Origin of the sequence: uncultured Duncaniella sp. (genome assembly GCF_910578445.1) — a bacterium.
Classification (GTDB): domain Bacteria; phylum Bacteroidota; class Bacteroidia; order Bacteroidales; family Muribaculaceae; genus Duncaniella.
The window spans coordinates 1-23,794 of record NZ_CAJTQC010000026.1 but is presented as its reverse complement, the minus strand read 5'-3'; the positions used below and the strand labels follow the sequence as shown (position 1 = coordinate 23,794).

Below are 23,794 nucleotides of genomic sequence, written 5' to 3'. Positions count from 1 at the left end.
AGGTAACGGGCCGATTTTCTTTATTTATATCTTCGCTTGGGAAGCGGTCAATTGATAATCACGGATTGATTACATCATGCCGCCCATGCCACCCATGCCGGGAGCGGGCATTGCGGGAGCGGGATTGTCTTCCTTCTTGTCGGCGATAACACATGAAGTAGTGAGGAACATGCCTGCAATCGAAGCTGCGTTTTCAAGAGCCACACGTGTAACCTTGGCAGGATCGATGACACCGGCAGCGAGAAGATTCTCGTAGTTGCCTGTGCGTGCATTGTAGCCGAAATCAGCATTGCCGTCCTTGACTTTCTGAACCACTACAGCACCTTCTTCACCGGCGTTGGCAACAATCTGGCGGAGGGGCTCTTCGATAGCACGGAGCACGATGTTGATACCTGTGGTCTCGTCGTCGTTAGCACCCTTGAGATTTTCGAGTGACTTCACGCAACGGATGTAGGCTACACCGCCGCCGGGAACGATACCTTCGGCGATGGCTGCACGGGTTGCAGAAAGCGCATCGTCGACACGGTCCTTCTTCTCCTTCATTTCAACTTCGCTGGGAGCGCCGATGTGGAGCACAGCTACACCGCCTGCGAGCTTGGCGAGACGTTCCTGAAGCTTCTCGCGGTCATAGTCGCTTGTGGTCTGCTCAATCTGAGTCTTGATCATAGCGATGCGCGATGCGATAGCCTCCTTGTTGCCTGCACCATTGACAATGGTGGTGTTCTCCTTGTTGACTGTGATTTTCTCAGCGCGTCCGAGCATATCCACAGTAGCGGTTGCAAGCTGCATGCCCTTTTCCTCAGAGATTACAACACCACCGGTGAGCACTGCGATGTCTTCGAGCATTTCCTTACGGCGGTCGCCGAAACCGGGGGCTTTGACAGCGCAAACCTTGAGCGAACCGCGGAGACGGTTGACAACGAGAGTTGCAAGAGCTTCCTGATCGACATCCTCTGAAATGATGAGAAGGCCACGGCCAGACTGTGCGGTCTGTTCGAGCACGGGAAGAATATCCTTGATGTTGGAAATTTTCTTGTCATAGATGAGAATGTAGGGGCTTTCCATCACACATTCCATCTTTTCAGTGTTGGTCACGAAATAGGGTGAGATGTAGCCACGGTCAAACTGCATACCCTCGACGATGTCGACAGTGGTTTCAGTTCCCTTTGCCTCATCAACAGTGATGACACCCTCTTTCTTCACCTTCTTCATAGCTTCGGCGATGAGATGGCCGATAGCCTCGTCGTTGTTTGCAGAGATGCGGGCCACGTCTTCGATTTTCTTGAAATCGTCGCCTACTTCCTCGCTCTGAGCCTTGATGCCTTCAACCACAACGGCAACCGCACGGTCGATACCACGCTTGATGTCCATGGGGTTAGCACCGGCGGCAACGTTCTTGAGACCAACGTTGATGATTGCCTGTGCGAGCACTGTGGCAGTGGTTGTTCCGTCGCCGGCATCGTCGCCTGTTTTCGAAGCCACTTCCTTGACGAGCTGAGCACCCATGTTCTGGAATGCGTCTTCAAGCTCGATTTCACGTGCTACGCTGACACCGTCCTTAGTGATGTGGGGTGCGCCAAACTTCTTTTCGATGATCACATTGCGTCCCTTAGGACCGAGTGTAACTTTCACAGCATCGGCGAGAGCGTCGACACCCTTTTTGAGCTCTTCGCGAGCCTTTATATCGAATTTAATTTCTTTTGCCATTTTATTTCTTAATAATTTAAGAGTTATCTTTTTGAGGGGATATCAGGATATTTCCGTATCCTGTTTTTTTGTCAGATTCTTCCTGTCAGGAATTATTTTTCGAGGACAGCAAGGATGTCGCTCTGACGCATGATGAGATATTTAGTGCCGTCAAGCTCGATTTCCGAACCGGCATATTTGCCGAAAAGGACTTCATCGCCGGCCTTTACGACCATCTCTTCATCCTTAGTTCCGTTGCCGGTAGCCACGACTGTTCCACGGAGGGGTTTTTCCTTTGCAGTATCGGGGATGATGATACCTGCGGCTGTTACTTCTTCAGCAGGAGTGGGGCTAATCAGCACTCTGTCAGCTAATGGCTTGATATTCATAGTTTCTGATATTATAAATTATTATTGATTAATTTTTCAAATATTTTTAAGGTCGGCCGGGGCGCTTAGCCCGTCGTTACCGCTTCATGATATCGCATAAATCGTGCCAAAGGCAAGGACTGTCAGTCGCGACTGACAAAATGTCAATCAGGCAGACGTGTGGACTCATGGCATAATGACAAGACCGGCACACAGCACCGGCTATCCATAGACAGAAACATTTTAATAAGCAGAAATGTTCAGCAACGCATCAGCCAATCTGAGCGCCACAACCTGACTGCGACGCCCCGAAACCAAAATGAGCACTTATAATATTTAATATAATAAGGTGGTAACAGCCCGCTCAGAGCGCTGAAGCAATCGATGACCGCGATTCCTCCATAAGCCGTGGCAGATCGTGACCGTCGGCCGACGGATGGATGGGCTTATGTATGGTCAGATGGATATGCCCGGGGACAGGCAGTTTCTTGAATCGCGGGAGCACCTTGAATGCGCCGTCAATGGTCAGCGGAACGACCGGAAGATTAAACTCTAAGGCAAGTCGGTAGGCCCCGCGTTTGAACGGCCGCATCTCGCCTGTCCATGTCCTCGCCCCTTCCGGGAAGATGACGAGCGACATACCTCCGCTAAGCTGACGCTCGGCACGCTCCATGGTACGGCGGGTGGCCGCTGGAGATGAGTTGTCGACAAAAATCTGCTGCGCCCAGCGGCAGGCCCAGCCGACGAAAGGTATCTTCTGCAGACTCTGCTTCATCATCCAACGGAAATTATGACCGAGATAGCCGTAGACGGTAAAAATATCATAAGCCCCCTGATGGTTGGCCACGAACATATAGCTGACCTTTGAGTCAATGTTCTCGCGACCGCTGACAGTCACCCTGACAAACGCCAGCCAGCAAAACAGACGCGCCCAAATGATTTCAGGATAGTAACCCCACCAGCGCCCGAAACCGAGAGCCGAACCGACAGCCGTGGCGACAGCCGTGATGATGGTCGCCACTATCAGTAGCGGACACATGATTAACACCTGATAGATGCGATAGAGGATGAGCAAAATTGCTGGCATGTGCGTATGTTTTAGAGCGTCTAAAAAAGGTTCACAGGGCATTTGGCCCGTTTAGTGCTCGCAAAAATACACATAATTCCTATAAATGTCAAATAAATATAAATCATCTCGGATTTCAGCATCTCAACGTCAATATACATATATATTTAAAAGACAGCCTGATGACCTTAAGTCAGCAAGCTGTCAGTAATTAATCAAGAACTCTATTTCAGCTCATCAAGAGAGTGAATCAAACGTTTTCCCTCAAATGATTTCAACTGACACCTCCTGATTTTCTTTAAAATTTCATTCTTTGTCAAATTGGCTTTAGCTAAAAGCTCGGTTTCTGTGCCATTGTATTCTCTATAAACAAGACCTTCACAGACATATCCCTTAAATCCTCCATCGGAAGAATATGCAGAACCACGCCAAATATAACCAATCTTCTTCATCTCAAGATTATATATATTACATATATCATCCGAATCAATATAATCATCATATCTGGCTACAAGACAACCATTGTAATCTGTAATATTTCCATCAGCAATAAAACAAAATACGATTATACGGCCTTTAGTTATTTCATCAATAAGTATCTTGTTCGAAATACAAGATGATGCCACAATAAAGACTAATATAATAATTGAATATAGCAATTTCATCTAGTTGGCATTTTTTCAAAGCTATTAGAACCTATCACTTCTCCTGTATCAAGAGATTTTTCCGTGAGAGTATAATGAACTTTAATACATGATATACCTTCCCATCTTCCAAAAATAGTAAATCTACGACCGGATTCAACACCTTCGACATCCATACTATAATCACATGAAATAGTACCACTTTTAATCACAGCAGTAAGTGTCGCTTCTGAACGAGGAGACACGATAAGTTCCTGAGTAAAAGTATATGATATATTATGCGACGAGTTTTCACCATAAGTAAAACTCTGAGAAGTTGTTTCCGTTACTTTACCATCAGCGCCAAATCCCAATATCTTAAAACTCGCACCTCCACTGACATTAGATGTATATGACTTGTTTTCTTGGAAAGAAGATGTCTCAACAAAACTATCAGCAAAAGTAAAGGTATGCTTTTGTGAGTTCCTTGTTTCATTGTTTACAGATGTACTGATTACTTTATCAGGCTCTAAATCAACCGAGGCATCACTAATATTATATCTTGGAGATCCGAGCATCCTTAGATTTTCAATCAATCTAATTTCAAACTCTTGCGTTGCACTTTCAAAATACCTATTGAAATATAATCTAGAATCTTTAACACCAAGAACTTCATAATAAGCACCTCCCGGTTCTCCCCAACCAAATACTTCTGCTGTATTTTCGAGGATATTCGACTGTGGTCTTTTACGTCCTTTTAAGAAAGACCATAGCCCCCCAAGTTGAGAGTTATCATCTCTAGCATAGAGCACCTTCGTTTTAGAAGGGTCATTAGAGAATTTACCAATTGATAAAATACAGTTATTATTATCAGTTATGTAGATACTACTCGAAATTGGATTCAAATTAATTCTAAATTTTTGTTTTTTATTCTCTCCTGACTCTGCTAATCCCACTTCCTTTCCTGCTCCATTCGATGACAAGAATCTTGCTTTTGAATTAGCCACATTTTCACGGACGACGATATTCACCTCCATTCCTTCAATATCCCCAAAAATATCATTCTCATTTTCTGATATATCTCGATTTGTATCCATAATTATATCTTCATAATATGGGACAATCTCCCCCAAATCATATAGACGGTTATCCATGTCCATTATCACATTAGATTGAGATTCACCACATTTATCCATAGAAATAGTCATTTCTTCTGTACAAGAGGTAAACAACACTAACGAAATCAGAATGATTTTTTTTAATTTACAATGCTTTTTCATAGTAATTATTGTTAATAAAAAATTTAATAGGTTTCCACAAAAGTAAAACACTTTTTACATACCTACAAATCAATTTATTGAATTTAAACATCATACATATATACTATACAAAATTCAATTAATTAATAAAAAAAATCGTTTATTGTAATTTATGAACCATTCTTTCCTATCATTAGTTAAAGAAATTTTTCTTTAATCCTTGTAAAGCCCGATGTTTTGACGTAACTTTGCACTATCAAGCGCACACTGCGCATTTTTGGCAACGACTACCCATAGATTCCCGGTCTCCGGATTTCGGGAGTCTACCATTTTCTCCATAGCACAATTTCATAAATCCAATCTAATAATTTCTAATTTCATTTCCAAACTACTATGTGGTTAACATGCTCATCTATAGGAAGGAAGTTCGTGATGGCACTCACGGGCATTTGCCTTGTCCTATTTGTCACGTTTCACTGTCTGATGAACGGAGTGGCTATTTTCTCGCCTGATGGCTACAACGCTATCTGTGCATTCCTCGGAGCCAACTGGTATGCTCTCGTAGCATCAATCGGCCTCGCAGCCCTCGCAATCATCCACATCTGCTATGCAGTGTGGCTCACCATCCAGAACCGCAAGGCCCGTGGCAATGACCGCTATGCCGTCGTTGCAAAACCCGCACAGGTTGAATGGGCTTCGCAAAACATGCTCGTGCTCGGTATCGTGATCCTCGCCTTCCTCGTGGTCCACATGATTCAATTCTGGGCCAAGATGCAGCTGGCAGAAATTCTCGGCGAGCACTTCCCCGATCCACAGAACGGCATCTACTTCATCAATGAAGCGTTCAAGCTCGTGTGGACTCCTATCGTCTACATCATCGGCTTCATCGCCCTCTGGTTCCACATGAACCACGGCTTCTGGTCAATGTTCCAGAGCTGCGGATGGGACAACGACACATGGCTCCCGCGCCTCAAGAGCATCGGCTTCTGGTGGACTACCATCGTGGTTCTTCTTTTCATCGCCGAAGCTATCGTGTTCACAGTCCGTGCCCATAGCGGATGTTTCTAATCTCATCGTTAACAATCCCACATCACAGATATGGCAGACAACAAGAACCTTGAGGGTATGATCGACTCTACCCCCATCATGAAGGATTACGCCGACATCGAATCCTCCAAGCTTCCTGAATATCAGATTGATTCAAAGATCCCCGAAGGCCCTCTCGCCCAGAAGTGGACAAACTATAAGGCTCATCAGAAGCTCGTCAATCCCGCCAACAAGCGTAACCTCGACGTGATTGTCGTAGGTACAGGTCTCGCAGGCGCATCAGCAGCCTCGACCCTCGGCGAACTCGGCTTCAATGTGCTCAACTTCTGCATACAGGACTCACCCCGCCGCGCACACTCGATCGCAGCTCAGGGTGGTATCAATGCAGCAAAGGACTATCAGAACGACGGCGACTCTGTTTACCGCCTCTTCTACGACACCATCAAGGGCGGTGACTTCCGCTCGCGCGAAGCAAACGTCTATCGTCTCGCAGAGGTGTCAAACAACATCATCGACCAGTGCGTGGCTCAGGGTGTGCCTTTCGCACGCGAATACGGCGGCCTCCTCGCAAACCGTTCGTTCGGTGGCGCACAGGTGTCGCGTACATTCTATGCCAAAGGACAGACAGGCCAGCAGCTCCTCCTCGGCGCTTACGCTTCACTCAACCGTCAGATTAAGAAAGGCACTGTGAAGTCGTTCAACCGTCGCGAGATGCTCGACGTTGTCATCATCGACGGCCGTGCACGCGGTATCATCGTCCGCAACCTCGTCACAGGCGAAATCGAACGCTACGCCGCTCATGCCGTAGTTCTCGCTACCGGCGGTTATGGCCGTGCATTCTTCCTCTCGACAAACGCAATGGGCTGCAACGGCTCTGCTGCAGTTCAGGCATTCAAGAAGGGTGCTTACCTCGCCAACCTCGCCTTCACCCAGATTCACCCCACCTGTATCCCCGTTCACGGCGAAGACCAGTCGAAGCTCACACTCATGAGCGAATCGCTCCGTAACGACGGCCGCATCTGGGTTCCCAAAAAGAAAGAAGACGCCGAGGCTATCCGCGCCGGCAAGAAGAAACCGACCGATATCCCCGACGAGGACCGCGACTTCTATCTCGAACGCCGCTACCCCGCTTTCGGTAACCTCTGCCCCCGCGACATCGCCAGCCGTGCTGCCAAGGAACGCTGCGACGCAGGTTTCGGCGTAGGTACAGGCAACGCCGTTTACCTCGACTTCAAATACGCAATCAACCGTCTCGGCGAAGATGTCGTGCGCGACCGCTACGGCAACCTCTTCGACATGTATCAGATGATTTCTGACGACAATCCCTACGAGACACCTATGATGATCTTCCCCGCAAGCCACTACACAATGGGTGGTATCTGGGTCGACTATGAGCTCCAGACTTCAGTCAAGGGTCTCTTCGCCATCGGTGAATGTAACTTCTCAGACCACGGTGCAAACCGCCTCGGTGCGTCTGCGCTCATGCAGGGTCTTGCCGACGGTTACTTCGTGATCCCCTACACAATGCAGAACTACCTCAGCGACCAAATCAAGGTTCCCCACTTCACAACCGACACCAAGGAGTTTGACGAAGCAGAGAAGGCCGTACGCGCCCGCATCGAAAAGCTCATGAACATCAAGGGAACAAAGTCGCCTGACCAGATCCACAAGCGTCTTGGTCATGTGATGTGGGATCTCGTCGGTATGGGACGTACACTCCAGAGCCTCGTCAAGGCACTCGACGAAATCGAGAAAGTACGCAAGGAATTCTACACAGACCTCCGCATCGTAGGCCGTGCCGACGACCTCAACACCGAGCTCGAAAAGGCACTCCGTCTCGAAGACTTCCTCGTGATCGCCAAGATGATGGCAATCGACGCTCTCAACCGCAACGAATCATGCGGCGCTCACTTCCGCGAAGAATACCAGCTCGCCGACGGCGAAGCCGCACGTAACGACAAGGACTACATGTATGTTTCCTGCTGGAAATATACCGGCGACAACGAAAAGCCCGTCCTTCTCAAAGAGCCCCTCAATTACACCGAAATCAAGGTTCAAACACGTAACTACAAATCATAAGAAAATTTCGAAGACAAATGGAACATACTATAAATGTAAACCTCAAGATTTGGCGTCAACGTGGCCCAAAAGAACCGGGTTCATTCCAGACCTATCGTGTTGAGAATGTTTCGACCGGCAGCTCATTCCTTGAAATGCTCGACATGCTCAACCAGCAGCTCGTCGACCGCAACGAAGAGCCTGTGGTATTCGACAGCGACTGTCGCGAAGGCATCTGCGGTATGTGCTCACTCTATATCAACGGACACCCCCACGGTCCTGTACAGGGCATCACAACCTGCCAGCTCCACATGCGTAAGTTCAACAACGAGGACACCATCACCATCGAACCGTGGCGTTCGGCCGCTTTCCCCGTGATCCGCGACCTCATGGTCAACCGCAACGCTTTCGACCAGATTCAGCAGGCAGGCGGCTACGTGTCGTTCAACTGCGGTGGCGCTCCTGACGCCAACAACCTTCCCATCTCGAAGGAAGTGGCCGACGTGGCAATGGACTCTGCAACCTGCATCGGTTGCGGTGCTTGCGTGGCAGCCTGCAAAAACGGCTCTGCAATGCTTTTCGTCAGCGCCAAGGTAAGCCAGTTCGCACTCCTCCCGCAAGGTCAGGTAGAACGCGCACGCCGTGCACGCGCTATGGTCAAGAAGATGGACGAACTCGGATTCGGCAACTGTACAAACACCGGTGCATGCGCAGCCGAATGCCCCAAGAACATCCCTCTCAGCAACATCGCACGCCTCAACCGCGAATTCGTAAAAGCAAAATTCGCCGACTAAAGCCAATCACGCATAACGCGTATCAATAAAAAAGTGACCGCCGTCAATCCAGTTGAAGGAATGACAGCGGTCACTTTTTTTGCACCATAATGCCAATGCGCCATACCTACTTTAATTGACACAAAAGACACCACTAATGCAAAATTTGGTTAAAATTCCGATTGTCCGAAAACAAAACGCCCATCTGATGAATTAAATGTATGCAATCGAATCCCAACATGCCGGCAAATGCGGATTTTATTGCAAATCACACCCAACTGTAACAATTTTGCAACAATTATGAATTCAGACTAAACTGCTAAAATTCAAAATATTATCTTATTTTGTGACAAATTTGTCATTGTTTTAACAAAAATTTATATTAAATTATTTATTGCGATAATAATTTGTTGTAATTTTGAATTGTCAAATGCGTCCGGACTATTCCGGAAGCATCCTGACGACAAAAGGAACACAACAACAATCCTCGATTCTTTTTGATACGTTCAACTCTCTAAATTTTCAATTATGGGAACTCAGGAATTTCAAAACAAGCTTATGAGTCTTCAAGGCAACCTTCTGAACTTTGCCTACATGCTCACCTCAAACAGAGACAACGCTTACGACCTGCTCCAGGACACCACCCTGAAAGCCCTTGATAATGAGAGCAAATATGTTGACAACACCAACTTCAAGGGTTGGGTTTTCACCATTATGCGCAACATCTTTATCAATAATTACCGCCGCGTCGTTCGTTCCTCTACAGTTATTGACCAGACTGAAGATCTCTATCACTTGAATCTCTCACAGGATTCAGGCCTCGAAACACCCGAGGGCTCTTTCGGAGCTAACGAGATTTCAGATGCCATCAATGAATTTCCCGACGAATACCGCATTCCTTTCTCCATGCACATCGCCGGGTACAAGTACAATGAAATCGCCGAAAAGATGAATCTCCCTCTCGGAACTGTAAAGAGCCGCATCTTCTTCGCTCGTAAAAAACTTCAGGTGCGTTTTGCCGACTATCGCTGATAGGCCGATAAGACTGCATCTTGAACAAGAAAAACATGCACGACCAAAGCTAAACATAAAAACTATTTTGTAGAGATTAAATTTTTCCTGTATAACTAACCGTACGTTTCCATAAGGAAAAGCGGTAAATCAGATTGTTTTACGATTCACTACATCGAGATTTATCATGGTATTGATTTGACAGAACCATACATAGAGATAAATATGTCATTATTTTCTTAAGATGCTAATTTTATCCTTTCAGCTATAGGAATCACACACACTGATAACAGATCCGGAACGCCTGCGAAGTTGATTCGCGGGCGTTTATTTTAAGAAATCTGTAATAAAAAGATACATTGCAACAATTCCGCAACATTATAAACATCGCAATACACTACTGTTAATCAATACATTACATTTACATCTCAGTCCTCTCATCACCAATTAACATTCTTTCACAATAAGAATCCTCCTTCAAGCGATTTTAGCGGTAACTTTGACATGTAAACAAAAAACGACATTGTTGAAAAGCACACTTTTCACAACATCAACACTCCGTTCAACCGCATAAAAACAACGAATTTATGGGAACTCAGGAATTTCAAAACAAGCTTATGAGCCTGCAGGGCAATCTCCTCAATTTTGCCTACATGCTCACCTCAAACAGAGACAACGCTTACGACCTGCTACAGGACACCACCCTGAAAGCCCTCGACAACGAAAGCAAGTATGTTGACAACACCAACTTCAAAGGCTGGGTTTTCACCATCATGCGCAACATCTTCATCAACAACTACCGTCGGGTGTCACGCTCGGCGACCATCATCGACCAGACCGACGACCTCTATCATCTTAATCTGTCTCAGGATTCAGGTCTCGAAACCCCGGAAGGCTCTTTCGGAGCAAATGAAATTTCGGATGCCATCAACGAATTCCCCGACGAATACCGCATCCCCTTCTCAATGCACGTAGCCGGCTACAAATACAATGAAATCGCCGACCACATGAACCTCCCGCTCGGCACTGTCAAGAGCCGCATTTTCTTCGCCCGCAAGAAACTCCAGACCCGCTTTGCCGACTACCGCTAAAAGCCCGACACCGGCATGGCCACCCTGCTCCTCCCGGCCCTGCTAAACGACTTACACATATGAAATATACATATCTATTCTTTTAAATTAAAAAAACAGGCCTCCCATCCGGAAAGCCTGTTTTTTAATTTCTTATTCTCTGATCGAGCGCCTCTTATTTAGCAGACTCAACCTTGTTGTAGCGTGCGTTAAGGCCATCAATGATGTCACGGGTGATATCAAGTTTCGGATTGAAATAAATGCCGGCAGCCTTGAAAAGGATAGCGTCATATCCCTTCGAAGCATTGTAGAGCTTTACATAATTTTCAATCGAGTCATTCAGCTGAAGCTGCTGCTGGCCGAGCTCGTTTTCGGTATTGCGGCTGAGATTTGCAAGATAATTTTCGGCATCCTGCTGCATCTTCTGGAGCTTCTGCATATCCGCATTGTAGCTGGCCTCGCTGAGATAGCCGTTGCTGCGTGCTTTCTGCTCGATGGCAGCGGCAAACTTCTGGATTTCGCCGGCTTTGGCCTGACGTGCGCTTTCAATCTTCGACACAGCCCTCATTGAAGCCTCCTGAAAATCCTTTGCAAGATTATAGTGGGTCATGAGTGAATCAGAGTCGATATAGCGGATATTAAGGACGGAAGAGGTTGCGCCATCGGCTGTTGCTGCTTGAGCCGGAGCTCCGGCTGCAGGGTCGCTTGACGTTGAACCGCCGCACGAGGTAGCAGTGAGGGCAAAAAGACTTAGAAGCAGCGTCGAAGCTGATATTGCTAACTTGTTCATGTGTTAAAGATGTGAGATAATATTGAATTTTGTGATGTTTATATTCTTGGTGTCTAAACTGAAAATCCGATGTTTCATGGTTCGGTGTGACTGTGCGCACACCCTATGCCTCGGCGCTTTAGCTCCGGGATGTCATGCGCATGTCCGCTCGGGAATTTACCTCCTTTGACAAAGAGCGCCTTAACTCCCATAATCACCACAGCCACACCTACGAGGATAACGGCTGCAACTACTGTCAGAAGTACAATTTTCATAGACAATCGGGGTTTTCAGATGCAAAAGTAGCAATTTAGCGCAAATTATAGCGTCTATCTCAATTTTATTTTATAATTTAGTGGTGCAAATCAGAGATATTTAACAATTGTTTCACACTTGCGCTAATATTTCCTAAAATATGCGTATACAGAGACTATCTGCAACACATATTTTTAACATGTCCGTAAAATTTTCATTACGTCCATAATTCCTTAAATATTTCATATATGGAAATCAAAGATCTTCAACCGCGTGAGGTATTCTCTATCTTCGACGAGATTACCAAAATCCCCCGGCCTTCCAAGAAGGAGGAAAAAATCCGTCAATACCTTCTTGATTTTGCCGCAAAGCACAATCTGACAGCAAAGACCGACAAGGTTGGCAACGTGGTCATTTCAAAACCGGCAACCCCGGGCCATGAAAACGCCCCCACAGTAATCATGCAAGGCCACATGGACATGGTGTGCGAATCAAACGACAAGCACTTTGACTTCGCCAACAGTCCCATCCCGGCCGTGATCGACGGCGAATGGATCCGCACCGAAGGCACTACTCTCGGTGCTGACAACGGTATCGGCATGGCAGCATCGCTTGCAGCCCTCATCGACGATTCGTTCGAACACGGTCCGCTCGAAGCCCTCTTCACTGTCGATGAAGAAACAGGCATGACAGGAGCAAACAACCTCGGTACAGACATGATCACCGGCTCTATGCTTCTGAACCTCGACTCTGAGGACGATGCTGAAATCTTTGTCGGATGCGCCGGCGGTGTCGACACTCAGGCCTTCTTCACCTACAACCGCTCTTTCGCTCCATCCGATTTCCTTTACTTCAAGATAAACGTCGAAGGCCTCAACGGCGGTCATTCAGGTGGTGACATACATCTCGGACGTGCCAACGCCAACAAGCTCCTCGCCCGTTTCCTCTTCCTCCTCTCAGGAAAGCACGAAGTCGTACTCGCTGAAATCGACGGCGGAAATCTGCGCAACGCAATTCCCCGCGCAAGCCATGCTGTCATCGGAGTCCACACATCGCACAAGGAAGAAGTGCGCGTAGCCCTCAACCACTACATCGCTGATCTCGAAAACGAATACCAAGGCATCGAGCCTAACCTCAAGATCACGATGGAGAGCGTCGACACCCCTGAGTTCTCAATTGACCAAACCACATCGACCAACATCATCCGCGCCCTCTACTGTGCGCCTCACGGAGTCGTGTCGATGAGCCGCGAGCTCGAAGGTCTTGTCGAAACTTCGACCAACCTCGCATCTGTCAAAATGGCAGCCAACAACACCATCGTTGTCACCACAAGCCAGCGCAGCTCTGTCGAATCGCGCAAGTGGGACATCGCCCGTCAGGTAGAAGCAGTCTTCCTCCTCGCAGGTGCACGCGTTGAACACGGCGACGGCTACCCCGGATGGCAGCCCAACCTCGAATCACCCATAATGAAGATTACCCGCGATGCCTATCAGGAACTCTATGGTGTGACTCCCGCTATCAAGGCTATCCATGCCGGACTCGAATGCGGTCTCTTCCTGACCAAATACCCCCACCTCGACATGGTGTCGTTCGGTCCGACCCTCCGCGACGTACACTCTCCTTCAGAGAGAATGCACATTCCGGCCGTCGAACGTTTCTGGTGTCAGCTCAAACGCACACTCGAAAAGGTAGGCGAACTTAAGAAATAAAAAAACAACATCGTAATACTCACGTGTCACATCTGCATACACGCAGATGTGACACGGATTATTGAAAAAACATACTCCGGACCGACAGGCCACGGACATTCTCTCCCCCTCATCTTTCCCGGATATTTTCAGAGGAAAAAACCGGTCAAAAATAAATCTGAGATTAAACCTCAACGCCGACAAGGCGTCTTATTGTCAGGCGTAATGCCGAGCCAATGCAGCGAAAGGTATGGACTCCGCATGAAACCCTGAGTAAAATCATCACTTCTGAGATAGTTATCCCCTCCGCACCGTGCGGTGCACAAGGGAATTGTTTTACTAAAGTAAATTTTTATGCACAGACGTTTCGCTCTGCTCATGCTTGCAGCTCTCTTCTCGGCGGTGCTTTTCTCCAAAAACGAACAATCTTCGTTGAGCACAAGCCCCGACAACCTCTCCCAAGTATTGGCAGAATGTGAAAATCTTCTCTCCGACACGATTATTCAGCTTACAGAGGAAGATTTTGAAGAGGTGGCCCAACGACTTGGAGTCGAAGTAGCCGCCATTAAAGCCGTTGTCGAAATTGAAGCCGGCCACTCACACAACGGCTTCGCATCGCCCGGCAAACCCCTCATCAATTTTGATCTGACAATGTTTCGTCGATTTGCCACCCGCCGTGGTGTCAACCTGTCGAAATACAGCAAATCACACTCCGTTGTCTTCACCTCATCGCGAGGCTCGCAGACAAGGGCCCACAAACGGCTCGAAGCGGCAATGTCAATCAATCCCAATGCTGCTATTGAAGGCACATTCTGGGGCATGTTTCAGATTGGCGGATTCAACTGGAAAAAATGTGGCGCAAAGAATCTCGACGATTTCGTGGAGCGCATGTCGACTTCCGAGCGCGAACAGCTCGATATGTTTGCTGAGTTCATCATCAACTCCAACCTCCTCAAACCGCTTCAGGACAAAAACTGGGCAACTTTCGCCCGTGGATACAACGGCCCCGGCTATGCCCGCCGTAACTATCACACACGCATGGCCAAAGCATACAACCGCTATTCACAGGCCGCATTAGTGGCCGAAAAGGCCAACGAAAAGCCGGAAAACTAAAACCGGCATCCACTCCGACATCAGAAATCACACACGTATCTCTAAACCCACAGCGATGACAGCTCCCTTTTCCGGGAAGCTGTCATCGCTGTTTAATGTCCGACGATCACATCCCTCTCCCCTCCCTCCTCCCTCCAAACAAAAATAAAAATTTCAACCGGAAAATTTGGAACTGACATAAAATGAAGCTATATTTGTGATATAAAATAATATCATTTTAATATCACAACCGTTTCATCGGATATTTTAATAATCCCCTAAAATTAATCGCCATGACCACTACCGACACCAACAAGGAATTCAACTATGAAGGCCGCGTCTACAATGGCTTCTTCATGCTTTTTCTCAACATCATCCTGATTCCTGCCCTTATAGGCGCTATGTTTACCTTAGCCCCCGACACGGAATCTTTCACGTTGTGGATACCGGTTGTCATCCTCGCAATTCTGTTTTTCATCTGCCTTGGCGGCTTTTTCATCCAGCAGCCCAATCAGGGTCGTGTAATGATATTTTTCGGAAAGTACCGTGGCACATGCCGACAGACAGGATTCTACTGGGTCAACCCCTTCATGACACTCAAGAAAATATCGCTCCGCATACGCAACATGGACATTGCGCCCATAAAGGTCAACGATAAAGTCGGCAACCCTGTGATGATCGGCATGGTGCTCGTATGGAAAGTCAAGGACACATACCGCGCAGTGTTTGATGTCGACGCTGACTCTACCGCTCCTGCAACCACCGCAGCCGCAGCTTCGCGCGCGACATCCAACGCGCTCGAAAATTTCGTCAGCATCCAGAGCGACGCTGCTCTGCGCGAGGTCACCGGCCGCTTTGCCTACGACGAGGAAGACTCATCATCCACTGAAATCACTCTCCGTGGCGGCAGTCAGGAAATTGTCGAACTTCTTGAAGACAAACTCAACGAACGTCTGTCCATGGCAGGAATCGAAGTGGTCGAAGCACGACTCAACTATCTCGCCTACGCTCCCGAAATCGCAGCCGTCATGCTCCGCCGCCAGCAGGCATCAGCCATAATCGCCGCCCGTGAAAAAATTGTCGAGGGCGCAGTCTCGATGGTGAAAATGGCTCTTCACCAGCTCAAGGAGGAAGATGTGGTCGAACTCGACGAAGAGCGAAAGGCAGCTATGGTCAGCAATCTGCTCGTGGTTCTCTGCGCCGACGAACCTGCACAACCCGTAGTAAACACTGGAACTCTTTACAACTAACAGCCTGCACCGTGGTGTGCCACCGTCCCGGCGACGGTGGCACACCACGGTGCAACCATCAATCCCACCTTATCACCTATTATATATAGAACATTATATAGAATGGCAAAGAAAGAAACAGGCAAAAGCTTCCTGCTGCGACTCGACGCCGCCACAATGGAAAAAGTTGAGGCATGGGCGGCGCAGGAATTCCGTTCGGTCAACGGCCAGATTCAATGGATTATCGCCGACTCACTCCGTCGCCACCGCCGCCTTTCCTCAACCACACCCCCGACTAACGACACCGAAGAGCACATCTAAAAAAATCAAACCTTCGATTCCAACCGGCATAAAAATTTAAGCGCTGAAAAAAACAGCGCAACATCCTTGATATAGACTGATTTCGGGCATCAGCCTGCTACACCCCAAACACACACAGCGACTCCCTATCTTATCGCAACTCACTCAACCACACAGTCAAAACAGCTTTCATTTAATTTTTTTTCTATTTTTTGTTACAATCCGCAGCATGCTTCGTTAAGATAAGTGAAATCCGATACAAATAGGTTTAAGTTTATTTGTACACTTTTAGGTATGGCAAGGAATTTTAATAGGCCATAACTTTGCAACGTAGTAATTCAAATTATAGAACAACATGAAAACTGCTTTACCAATCATCTGCGCATTGTTCCCGTTGACAACCTTGGCCCAGTCAGCGCAAAACGACAGCATTGAGACCCAGCAACTCAACGAAGTCGTGGTCGAAGGACAAATGCAGAATGTCAAACCCGGAATATCGACATATTACCCTGAAAGCAATCAGAAAAAATCAGCTCAGGATGCAATTGACCTGCTCTCGCAGATGGGTATGGCACAGATTCGTGTGAATCCCGTATCAAACTCAGTTCTCACCCTTAACGGAAATACTGTCTCAATTTATATCGACAAGCAACCTGCCTCACAAGCCCAGCTGGATGCTTTAAAGCCGGAGGACGTAAAGAAAGTGGAATATCTTGTCTACCCTACCGACCCCCGCTACCAGCATAAACCCTATGTCGTAAACTTCACCATGCGCAGATACGAAATCGGAGGCTATGCCAAATTTACAGGAAAAGACAATATTATGACCGGCTCGGGCAGCGGGATGGCCTATGGCAAGATGGCCTATAAGAGCATGACTTACGACCTCGTGGTTTCCGACAGATACACCGACCGTCACAATCAGGGCTCTGACCGGAAACAGATATTCCGTTTCCCCGAAGCCGACGGCTCTCTGAAAGAGATTACGCGGGAAAACGTCATGGACTACAGCCGGTTGCAGCGGAACAATCTCGGCATATCTTTCCGTGCCGTCTACGGAACTGAAAAAATCTCGATATCCAACACCGTCTCTCTGGATGCCACAAACCGTCCGCGCCTCAATACTGAGGGTTCAGTGATTTTCACTCCCGATATTTACAGTCAGTCAGACTACAGCTCAACGGCAAGCTCTAAAGTGATATATCCCACTTGGACCGGCAACTTTTATTTTGACATCGGCCACGGTTATCAGTTAAACGCTGTGACACAGTTGCAGTATCAGCTCACGACAAGCAACAGTACCTATCGGGGCGCTGGTGAGACCGCAATTGTCAATAATGCACGCGACAAGGCGATGTTGGGTCAGCTGATGGTGCAGCTCAACAAGAATATCAATGACCGGAATACCGTAGACGTGCAGGCATACTATGTAGTCAACCACGACAAAGTAGACTACTTAGGCTCAACCCGCTCGACCGACCGTTTCAGGCAGATTGCCTACGGTGCTCTCGCCGGATACTCATATAAGGCGGAAAAATTCTACGGACGCTTTGAAGGTGGTATAATCGGCGAACAAAACAAAATCGACAACACTACGATGTCTGACATTCTCCCTCTCTTCAATCTCAACATGCAATATGTCTTCAACGATAAAAATTCGCTCAATTTTTCCGCAAACTATAACTGCAATTTCGTTGACCAGTCCGACAAGACATCTACAATCCTACAGGAGAATGAACTTCTCTACAAGACAGGCAACCCCGACCTCAAAAACACACGGTGGGGAGCGGCTGACCTGCAATACACTTGGCTTCCGAATAATCGATTTCAAATTGCAGCCTCAGGCGGCTGGAGTCAGTATTTTGACAGACCTGTCCCGATGTTCACACCCACAGGGCCCGACGGCATGATGCTCCGCTCCATAGTAAACAGTGGCGACTGCCGGAATTTTGATGTCGGCGTCTCGTTTACGGCACGTCTGTTCAAACGATCACTTGTCTTACAGCTACAGCCACGCATGTGGTTCGGCAAACTGACAGGAATATACAACGACTCTTACAACTACCTGATGGTCTCGGCCAGCGCCACATACTACTTTAAACCGTTCTATGCCTCACTGTATTATTCGACGGCAGACCGTGGACTTGTGCAGTATTCACTCAATGAAACCTTCAACCGAGGCCAGTCGCTATATCAATTTAAACTCGGCTGGCGAAATAAAAACTGGAACATCAGCATCGCAGCCGTAAATATCTTCCGCAAAAGCTGGATAGACCAGACATCCAGTCTCAAAAGCGAGTACTTTGACCAGTATAACACAATATACAATTCCAGCAGTCACAGATGTATTCGTCTTACGGCAAGCTACACCTTTGGCTTCGGCAAGAAAATCAAAAGAGGCGACGAAATTCAAACCATAACCTCATCCGGCTCAGCCATAATGAAATAGGTGGTATATAAATCATCTGTAATAGTGTCAGGACTCCGTCAGCGTCAATGCCGGAATCCTGACACTATTATTTTTGTCGGACAACGGTCATGCAGTTCGAAAAGTTTTTGGTTAATCGGTGGAAGTTGTGTAGATTTGCATGACAAAAAGAATCATAAATCTGTTTTTTACCTATGAAACGTAGCTTAATATCAATATTTATGTCCGTGGCGGCTGTCTCTGCTTTCGGATGGGGACAGAAAGGCCACGACGTGACAGCATATATCGCCGAAAAGCATCTCACTCCGGCGACGAAATCGGCCGTTGATTCGCTTCTCGAAGGCCGTTCGATGGTATATTGGGCAAACTGGCTTGACAATGCGAGCCATACACCGAAGTATGCCTACACAAAGACATGGCACTACAAGAACGTCGACGAAGGCGAACGCTATGAAGAAGCGCAGGCCAATCCTGCAGGCGATGCCGTCACAGCAATAAAAGCTCAGATTGAGACGCTCACGAATGATAAATCATCGTTCGACGAATCACAGCTCGCACTCAAGATACTCGTCCATGTGATGGGCGACCTCCACCAGCCCCTCCACATGGGCCATGCGACTGACCTCGGCGGAAACCGCACACAGGTCAAATATTTCGGACGCGATGCCAATCTTCACTCCGTATGGGACTCGTCGATACCTGAATCAGCCCACAAGTGGAGCTACTCTGAGTGGCAGGACCAGATTGACCGGGCAAGCGAAACCGAGCAGGCTGAAATCACAGCAGGCACTGTCGACGACTGGGCAAAGCAGACTATAGCAATCTGCGGTGATGTCTACAAGGCATTTCCCACAGGCACGAAAATATCCTACAACGAAGTTGCCGAATGGACTCCAGTAGTCGAAACTCAGTTTCTCAACGGCGGTCTGCGCCTCGCCCATGTACTGAATCTCATATTTGACCCATCATACCGCTCGACAGTTTCATCCCCGATACAGTTATAGCATATATTTGACAGTAAGGTAGTTGAGCTTTTAGAATACAAACCGGTAATTTGTAGGGTTCACACCTTCAAACAGGGTTCATCGAACACCTCTTAAATCTTCTCAATGTGAGATAATTTGGGGATAGTGTCATTTTATGGATATGCAATTTGGGGGATAGCGTCAAAGTCATTATCTTTACCCTTGAAAACAAATTCGCATATGCTTCAGTGGAAGCATGAGTCCGGTGGTCAAACTGCATTGCTCATAAAGGGAGCAAGGCGTGTTGGAGTATGATTATCTCGAAACTGATTATCACAAATGAACCGTGTTATCACATACCTGGTATTTCTCTTAGTAGCGGTCAGTGCCGTTGCACAGGTCAATGTGTCTGGTACGGTCGTTGACAAGGAAAGCAATGAGCCTCTTGCCGGGGCGTCGGTAATAGTCAAAGGCGCAGACGGCAAGATAAAGAAATACGCCACATCGAAAGGCGACGGAGGCTTTGCCATGTCATTACCGTCGGTGACAGGTTGCCGATTAGAGGTGTCAATGATGAGCTTTGCCAAGAAAACAATACCTCTCGACAGTGTTTCTTTTCCTCTCACAGTTTTTCTGGAGCCGGGCACAACGCTGTTGAAAGAGGTAACAGTCAAAGCTGACCGCATACGGGAGCAAGGCGACACTATCTCCTATAATGTCGGCAGCTTCGCACAGGCACAGGACCGCTCTATCGGCGACGTGCTGAAACGTATGCCCGGAATAGATGTTGACAACAACGGCAAAATCCAATATCAGGGCGAGGACATCAATAAATTCTATATCGAAGGTTCCGATCTGCTCGGTGGCAAATACGGTATTGCCACTAACGGCATAAGCCACGAGGATGTGGGTGCGGTCGAGGTCATGGAGAACCATCAGCCTATGCAGGTGCTGTCGGGCATATCATTCTCCGATAAGGCGGCTATCAACCTGAAATTGAAAAACAAGGCTAAGGCAACGTGGAGTTTCCACGGCGATGCCGGAGGCGGATACTCATGGCAGCCCGACGGCGCTATTTGGGATGGCGAGCTATTCGCTATGGCTGTGATGCCCAATTTCCAGAATATAACGACTTTCAAGACTAACAATATCGGCGAAGACCTCTCGGCACAGGCAACAGACTTCTTTGCCTCCCGACGGGGAACCGACCTGAGCCGATATGTCGGTGTGTCGCTCCCCAGTGTGCCTAACCTGAGCCGGAAACGCACGCTGTTCAACCGCTCGGCACTTGTTTCTACCAATGCGTTGTGGAAACTCGGGCGTGGCGAGTTCAAGGCACAGCTTGACTACTCTTTCAATCGCGTTACGGCTGACGCCGCCAACATAACGACATACTTTCTCAATGATGGCAACCGTGTTGTCACCGAGAACCGCAACGGAGTTGACCGTTCACACTCTCTGTCAGGCAAGTTCATCTATGAGCTGAACCAAAAGACTGCGTTCATAAACAACACACTGAAAACCAATATTGACTGGGATGACGTGCGCCTCGGCGTGACAGGCTCATTGCCAAACGACCAGACGGCATCGCTCCCCGACTACTATGTAGGCAACGATTTCAAAATCATCAAGCGTTTCAACGGCTCATCGCGGAACGCGCTTGGCTCCGCCAAGAACCATCTTGTTACCTTCATAAGCAAGAACGAATGGGAGTCGCTTCCGCAGACGCTTTCCGTGTCAATAAATGACGGAGTTTTGCGTCAGCAGGTCAAAGACCATGCTTTCTATACCAACGAGAGTGCGGCTTATGCCTTTTCCGTCAAGGGAATCACAATCAGTCTTGAAGGAGGTGTCAAAGGATATTTCCGCACTCTCAACACCGAGCTGCCCGATATGCCCGAGGAAATACCGGGTGAGACAACGAATGTGCTTAACACAAACTATTTCACGGTATATGCCACCCCGAAATTCGAGTATTGGGCAAAACGAGTCAAATTCTTGCTCAGTGCTCCCGTCAGTTTTGCTCATTATACTTTCGACAAGGCTCTCGCCAACCGCAGCGAGGTTTATTTCTCACCGTCGCTAAGTATGAACTGGAAACCTAACAACCGCTTTGATATGAGCCTTAGCGGAGGAACAGGTCGGTCTCCGATGGATCTGAACATGATACAGCCCGGATATGTGATGACTAACTATCGCTCTTTCCGTCGGGGCGTGGATGATTTCTACAATTCCACTTCGCAGAACGTGTCTGCCAATGTCTCTTACAAGCATACCCGACGCGGATTGTTTGCAAATGCTTTCGTGATGCAGTCGTGGAGCCACAATCCCTATACCTTGGCACAACAGCTTTACGGCGACTATGTGGTCTATTTACACATCAGCGAAAAGTGACGGACAGATGCTTATGGCAAGCGGAAACATCGGCAAGACTCTCGATTTCATGCGAGGCAGTGCAAACGTAAACGGCTCGTTCAGTCGCCACGAATCACATCTTATCTCGGAGAACAGTGCGGTTAATTCGGTCGGCACTTCTTGGTCGGTCGGAGCGAAAATCAATGGTTCGCCGCTCCGTTGGCTCAGTTTCGACTATCGGTTCGAGTGGGCTTCGAGTCGTCTTTCAATGAACGGCACTAATGCCTCTTGGCTCGGCAATATGGAGAATGAATTGCTGCTCAATATCATGCCCCACAAAAAATGGGAGTGGCACATCAGCGGCGAACATTACCGCAATGAGCTTACCACCGACCAATTCAAAAACGTGTTCCTGCTCGACACAAAGGTAATCTACAAGCTCAACAAGCGACTGGAACTATCCGCCTCGTTGAGCAACATCTTCAATCAGCGCACATACAACTATACAACATACAATCAGCTTACCTCCTTCGAGAGCCAACGCTGGCTCCGGGGCCGCGAGCTACTAATCTCAATATCCCTCAGAAAATGAACAGACTAATCACATTCCTTCTTGTATGTTTTGCGGTAAGCACAGTTACCGCACAGGAAAAAGCGCAAATCAAAGTGGAGTACACCGAACGGTACAAAAACTGGACAGGCGCTAATAAGAAAGAAAAAATGATATTATTGGCGAATAGTGAGATTTCTCATTTTTATAATCCGATGACACTCGTTGTAGATTCAATGCTTTCAACCCCACAAGGGACTGTTCAGTTCAACAGTATGGTTGAAGCAGCAAATGCAGCAGGACAGAAACCGGCTTTACTTCCAGGCTCAAGAACATACGTTGTTAAAAATTTCGGAGAAAGAAAAACAATGTATTATGGAGAAGCCGCCGGGGAACTTGGTCACTACGAAGAAAATATGGATGAACAAAACTGGAAAACTTCCGATTCGACACAAAACATTCTCGGCTACGAATGTTTCATGGCAGAGACCGACTATCACGGTCGGCACTGGAAAGTGTGGTTCACTCCCGAAATACCAATTCATGACGGTCCATGGAAATTGTGCGGACTGCCTGGTCTAATCCTTAAAGCTGATGCCGATAATGGAAAATATCGCTTTGATGCAACTGGAATAGAAGCTTCTAATAGAACTTTCCCGGCAAAAATGTATGGGCACGAACTTTCAAATAAGGCGAAACGTAAGGATATGCTGGAATTACAATGGACATTCTATAACAATTCCGGAGCGCAGATGAATGCAGAATTTGGAACCTCAATGCAAGAAGTTCAACTTCCAGAAGGCTTTGATTTGATTGAAACTGATTACAGAAAGAAATGAAAAAGATACTCTCATCAATCATCGTGTGCCTTCTGGCGATAGCTGCAATGGCACAGAAAGCACAAATAAAGGTCGGATATGAATATCATTTTTTCGACCCAAGGGGTATTGAGAAAAGACAGGATTTCATACTTCTTGCCGGGCAGGATTGCTCGAAGTTTTACTAAAGCTTTGTCGATATTGAAATAAACCACCTACAGCAAAAATATCTACTGCCACATCCTGACGAACGACATTCTATATGCGTTTCCAATCCGGATATGGCAGTATTTTTTTAATTTTGGTCAAATCAAAGAAAGTGGTAAATCGCAATATTGTCCTAAATAATTTTTGAGTGCTACTCAACGTGCAGAGGCATCAGCC

22 protein-coding genes are annotated in these 23,794 nt (G+C 47.5%); 15 read left to right on the top strand and 7 right to left on the bottom strand.

The window, feature by feature from the left end; translation table 11 throughout:
* Positions 1–69: 69 nt before the first annotated feature.
* From groL to QZ311_RS10120, 5 genes are all read right to left on the bottom strand, one after another.
* Complete coding sequence (groL, locus tag QZ311_RS10140; RefSeq protein ID WP_297067323.1) at positions 70–1,707, bottom strand: chaperonin GroEL; 1,638 nt, start codon at positions 1,705–1,707, stop codon at positions 70–72.
* Positions 1,708–1,799: 92 nt separating this feature from the next.
* Complete coding sequence (locus QZ311_RS10135) at positions 1,800–2,075, bottom strand: co-chaperone GroES (RefSeq protein ID WP_123613007.1); 276 nt, start codon at positions 2,073–2,075, stop codon at positions 1,800–1,802.
* A 343-nt stretch (positions 2,076–2,418) separates the two neighbouring features.
* Positions 2,419–3,141: a lysophospholipid acyltransferase family protein gene (locus tag QZ311_RS10130; protein ID WP_297067318.1), complete on the bottom strand. Its 723-nt coding sequence runs from the start codon at positions 3,139–3,141 to the stop codon at positions 2,419–2,421.
* Positions 3,142–3,344: 203 nt separating this feature from the next.
* Positions 3,345–3,785: a hypothetical protein gene (locus QZ311_RS10125; protein WP_297067308.1), complete on the bottom strand. Its 441-nt coding sequence runs from the start codon at positions 3,783–3,785 to the stop codon at positions 3,345–3,347.
* Positions 3,782–5,023 carry a hypothetical protein gene (locus tag QZ311_RS10120; RefSeq protein WP_297067301.1) on the bottom strand — a complete coding sequence of 414 codons (1,242 nt, stop codon included), beginning with the start codon at positions 5,021–5,023 and terminating at the stop codon, positions 3,782–3,784. Before QZ311_RS10120 ends, QZ311_RS10125 begins: the two co-directional genes overlap by 4 nt.
* Before the next feature lie 372 nt (positions 5,024–5,395).
* On the opposite strand from QZ311_RS10120, the gene QZ311_RS10115 reads away from it, so the two are divergent.
* The 5 genes from QZ311_RS10115 (at position 5,396) to QZ311_RS10095 (ending at position 10,982) form a co-directional block, all read left to right on the top strand.
* Entirely contained in the window at positions 5,396–6,070 is a 675-nt protein-coding gene (locus QZ311_RS10115; RefSeq protein ID WP_136413757.1) for a succinate dehydrogenase cytochrome b subunit, read from the top strand.
* Positions 6,071–6,148: 78 nt separating this feature from the next.
* Positions 6,149–8,128 (top strand): fumarate reductase/succinate dehydrogenase flavoprotein subunit, encoded by a 1,980-nt coding sequence (locus QZ311_RS10110; RefSeq protein WP_297067362.1) that lies wholly within the window; start codon positions 6,149–6,151, stop codon positions 8,126–8,128.
* A 17-nt stretch (positions 8,129–8,145) separates the two neighbouring features.
* A complete protein-coding gene (locus QZ311_RS10105; RefSeq protein ID WP_289758453.1) occupies positions 8,146–8,901 on the top strand; it encodes a succinate dehydrogenase/fumarate reductase iron-sulfur subunit in 756 nt (251 codons plus the stop codon).
* Between the two features lie 507 nt (positions 8,902–9,408).
* A complete protein-coding gene (locus QZ311_RS10100) occupies positions 9,409–9,912 on the top strand; it encodes an RNA polymerase sigma factor (RefSeq protein ID WP_123613003.1) in 504 nt (167 codons plus the stop codon).
* Positions 9,913–10,478: 566 nt separating this feature from the next.
* Positions 10,479–10,982 carry an RNA polymerase sigma factor gene (locus QZ311_RS10095; protein WP_297067292.1) on the top strand — a complete coding sequence of 168 codons (504 nt, stop codon included), beginning with the start codon at positions 10,479–10,481 and terminating at the stop codon, positions 10,980–10,982.
* Positions 10,983–11,136: 154 nt separating this feature from the next.
* Here the strand turns inward: QZ311_RS10095 and QZ311_RS10090 are convergent, their stop codons facing one another.
* Both QZ311_RS10090 and QZ311_RS10085 read right to left on the bottom strand, forming a co-directional pair.
* Complete coding sequence (locus tag QZ311_RS10090) at positions 11,137–11,751, bottom strand: OmpH family outer membrane protein (protein WP_297067289.1); 615 nt, start codon at positions 11,749–11,751, stop codon at positions 11,137–11,139.
* A gap of 74 nt (positions 11,752–11,825) precedes the next feature.
* Entirely contained in the window at positions 11,826–12,005 is a 180-nt protein-coding gene (locus tag QZ311_RS10085) for a hypothetical protein (protein ID WP_297067285.1), read from the bottom strand.
* A gap of 228 nt (positions 12,006–12,233) precedes the next feature.
* Here QZ311_RS10085 and QZ311_RS10080 point away from each other — a divergent pair, with 228 nt between their 5' ends.
* The 10 genes from QZ311_RS10080 to QZ311_RS10035 all read left to right on the top strand — a co-directional run bounded on the left by QZ311_RS10080 (position 12,234) and on the right by QZ311_RS10035 (position 23,598).
* Positions 12,234–13,694 carry an aminoacyl-histidine dipeptidase gene (locus QZ311_RS10080; protein WP_297067282.1) on the top strand — a complete coding sequence of 487 codons (1,461 nt, stop codon included), beginning with the start codon at positions 12,234–12,236 and terminating at the stop codon, positions 13,692–13,694.
* A 333-nt stretch (positions 13,695–14,027) separates the two neighbouring features.
* Positions 14,028–14,786, top strand: a complete 759-nt coding sequence (locus tag QZ311_RS10075; RefSeq protein ID WP_297067279.1) for an N-acetylmuramidase family protein — start codon at positions 14,028–14,030, stop codon at positions 14,784–14,786.
* A 272-nt stretch (positions 14,787–15,058) separates the two neighbouring features.
* On the top strand, positions 15,059–16,015 hold the full coding sequence (locus QZ311_RS10070; RefSeq protein WP_297067277.1) for an SPFH domain-containing protein: 957 nt from the start codon (positions 15,059–15,061) through the stop codon (positions 16,013–16,015).
* 102 nt (positions 16,016–16,117) lie between these two features.
* A complete protein-coding gene (locus QZ311_RS10065; RefSeq protein WP_297067275.1) occupies positions 16,118–16,315 on the top strand; it encodes a DNA-binding protein in 198 nt (65 codons plus the stop codon).
* A 334-nt stretch (positions 16,316–16,649) separates the two neighbouring features.
* A complete protein-coding gene (locus QZ311_RS10060; RefSeq protein WP_297067272.1) occupies positions 16,650–18,743 on the top strand; it encodes a hypothetical protein in 2,094 nt (697 codons plus the stop codon).
* Between the two features lie 173 nt (positions 18,744–18,916).
* Positions 18,917–19,726, top strand: coding sequence for a S1/P1 nuclease (locus QZ311_RS10055; RefSeq protein WP_297067271.1), 810 nt, complete (start codon positions 18,917–18,919; stop codon positions 19,724–19,726).
* A gap of 300 nt (positions 19,727–20,026) precedes the next feature.
* Positions 20,027–22,081 (top strand): carboxypeptidase-like regulatory domain-containing protein, encoded by a 2,055-nt coding sequence (locus tag QZ311_RS10050; protein ID WP_297067269.1) that lies wholly within the window; start codon positions 20,027–20,029, stop codon positions 22,079–22,081.
* Positions 22,050–22,634 carry an outer membrane beta-barrel protein gene (locus QZ311_RS10045; protein WP_297067267.1) on the top strand — a complete coding sequence of 195 codons (585 nt, stop codon included), beginning with the start codon at positions 22,050–22,052 and terminating at the stop codon, positions 22,632–22,634. The genes QZ311_RS10050 and QZ311_RS10045 overlap by 32 nt, the downstream gene beginning before the upstream one ends.
* Positions 22,631–23,431: a GLPGLI family protein gene (locus QZ311_RS10040; RefSeq protein WP_297067266.1), complete on the top strand. Its 801-nt coding sequence runs from the start codon at positions 22,631–22,633 to the stop codon at positions 23,429–23,431. The genes QZ311_RS10045 and QZ311_RS10040 overlap by 4 nt, the downstream gene beginning before the upstream one ends.
* Positions 23,428–23,598, top strand: coding sequence for a hypothetical protein (locus QZ311_RS10035; protein WP_297067264.1), 171 nt, complete (start codon positions 23,428–23,430; stop codon positions 23,596–23,598). The genes QZ311_RS10040 and QZ311_RS10035 overlap by 4 nt, the downstream gene beginning before the upstream one ends.
* Positions 23,599–23,794 lie beyond the last annotated feature (196 nt).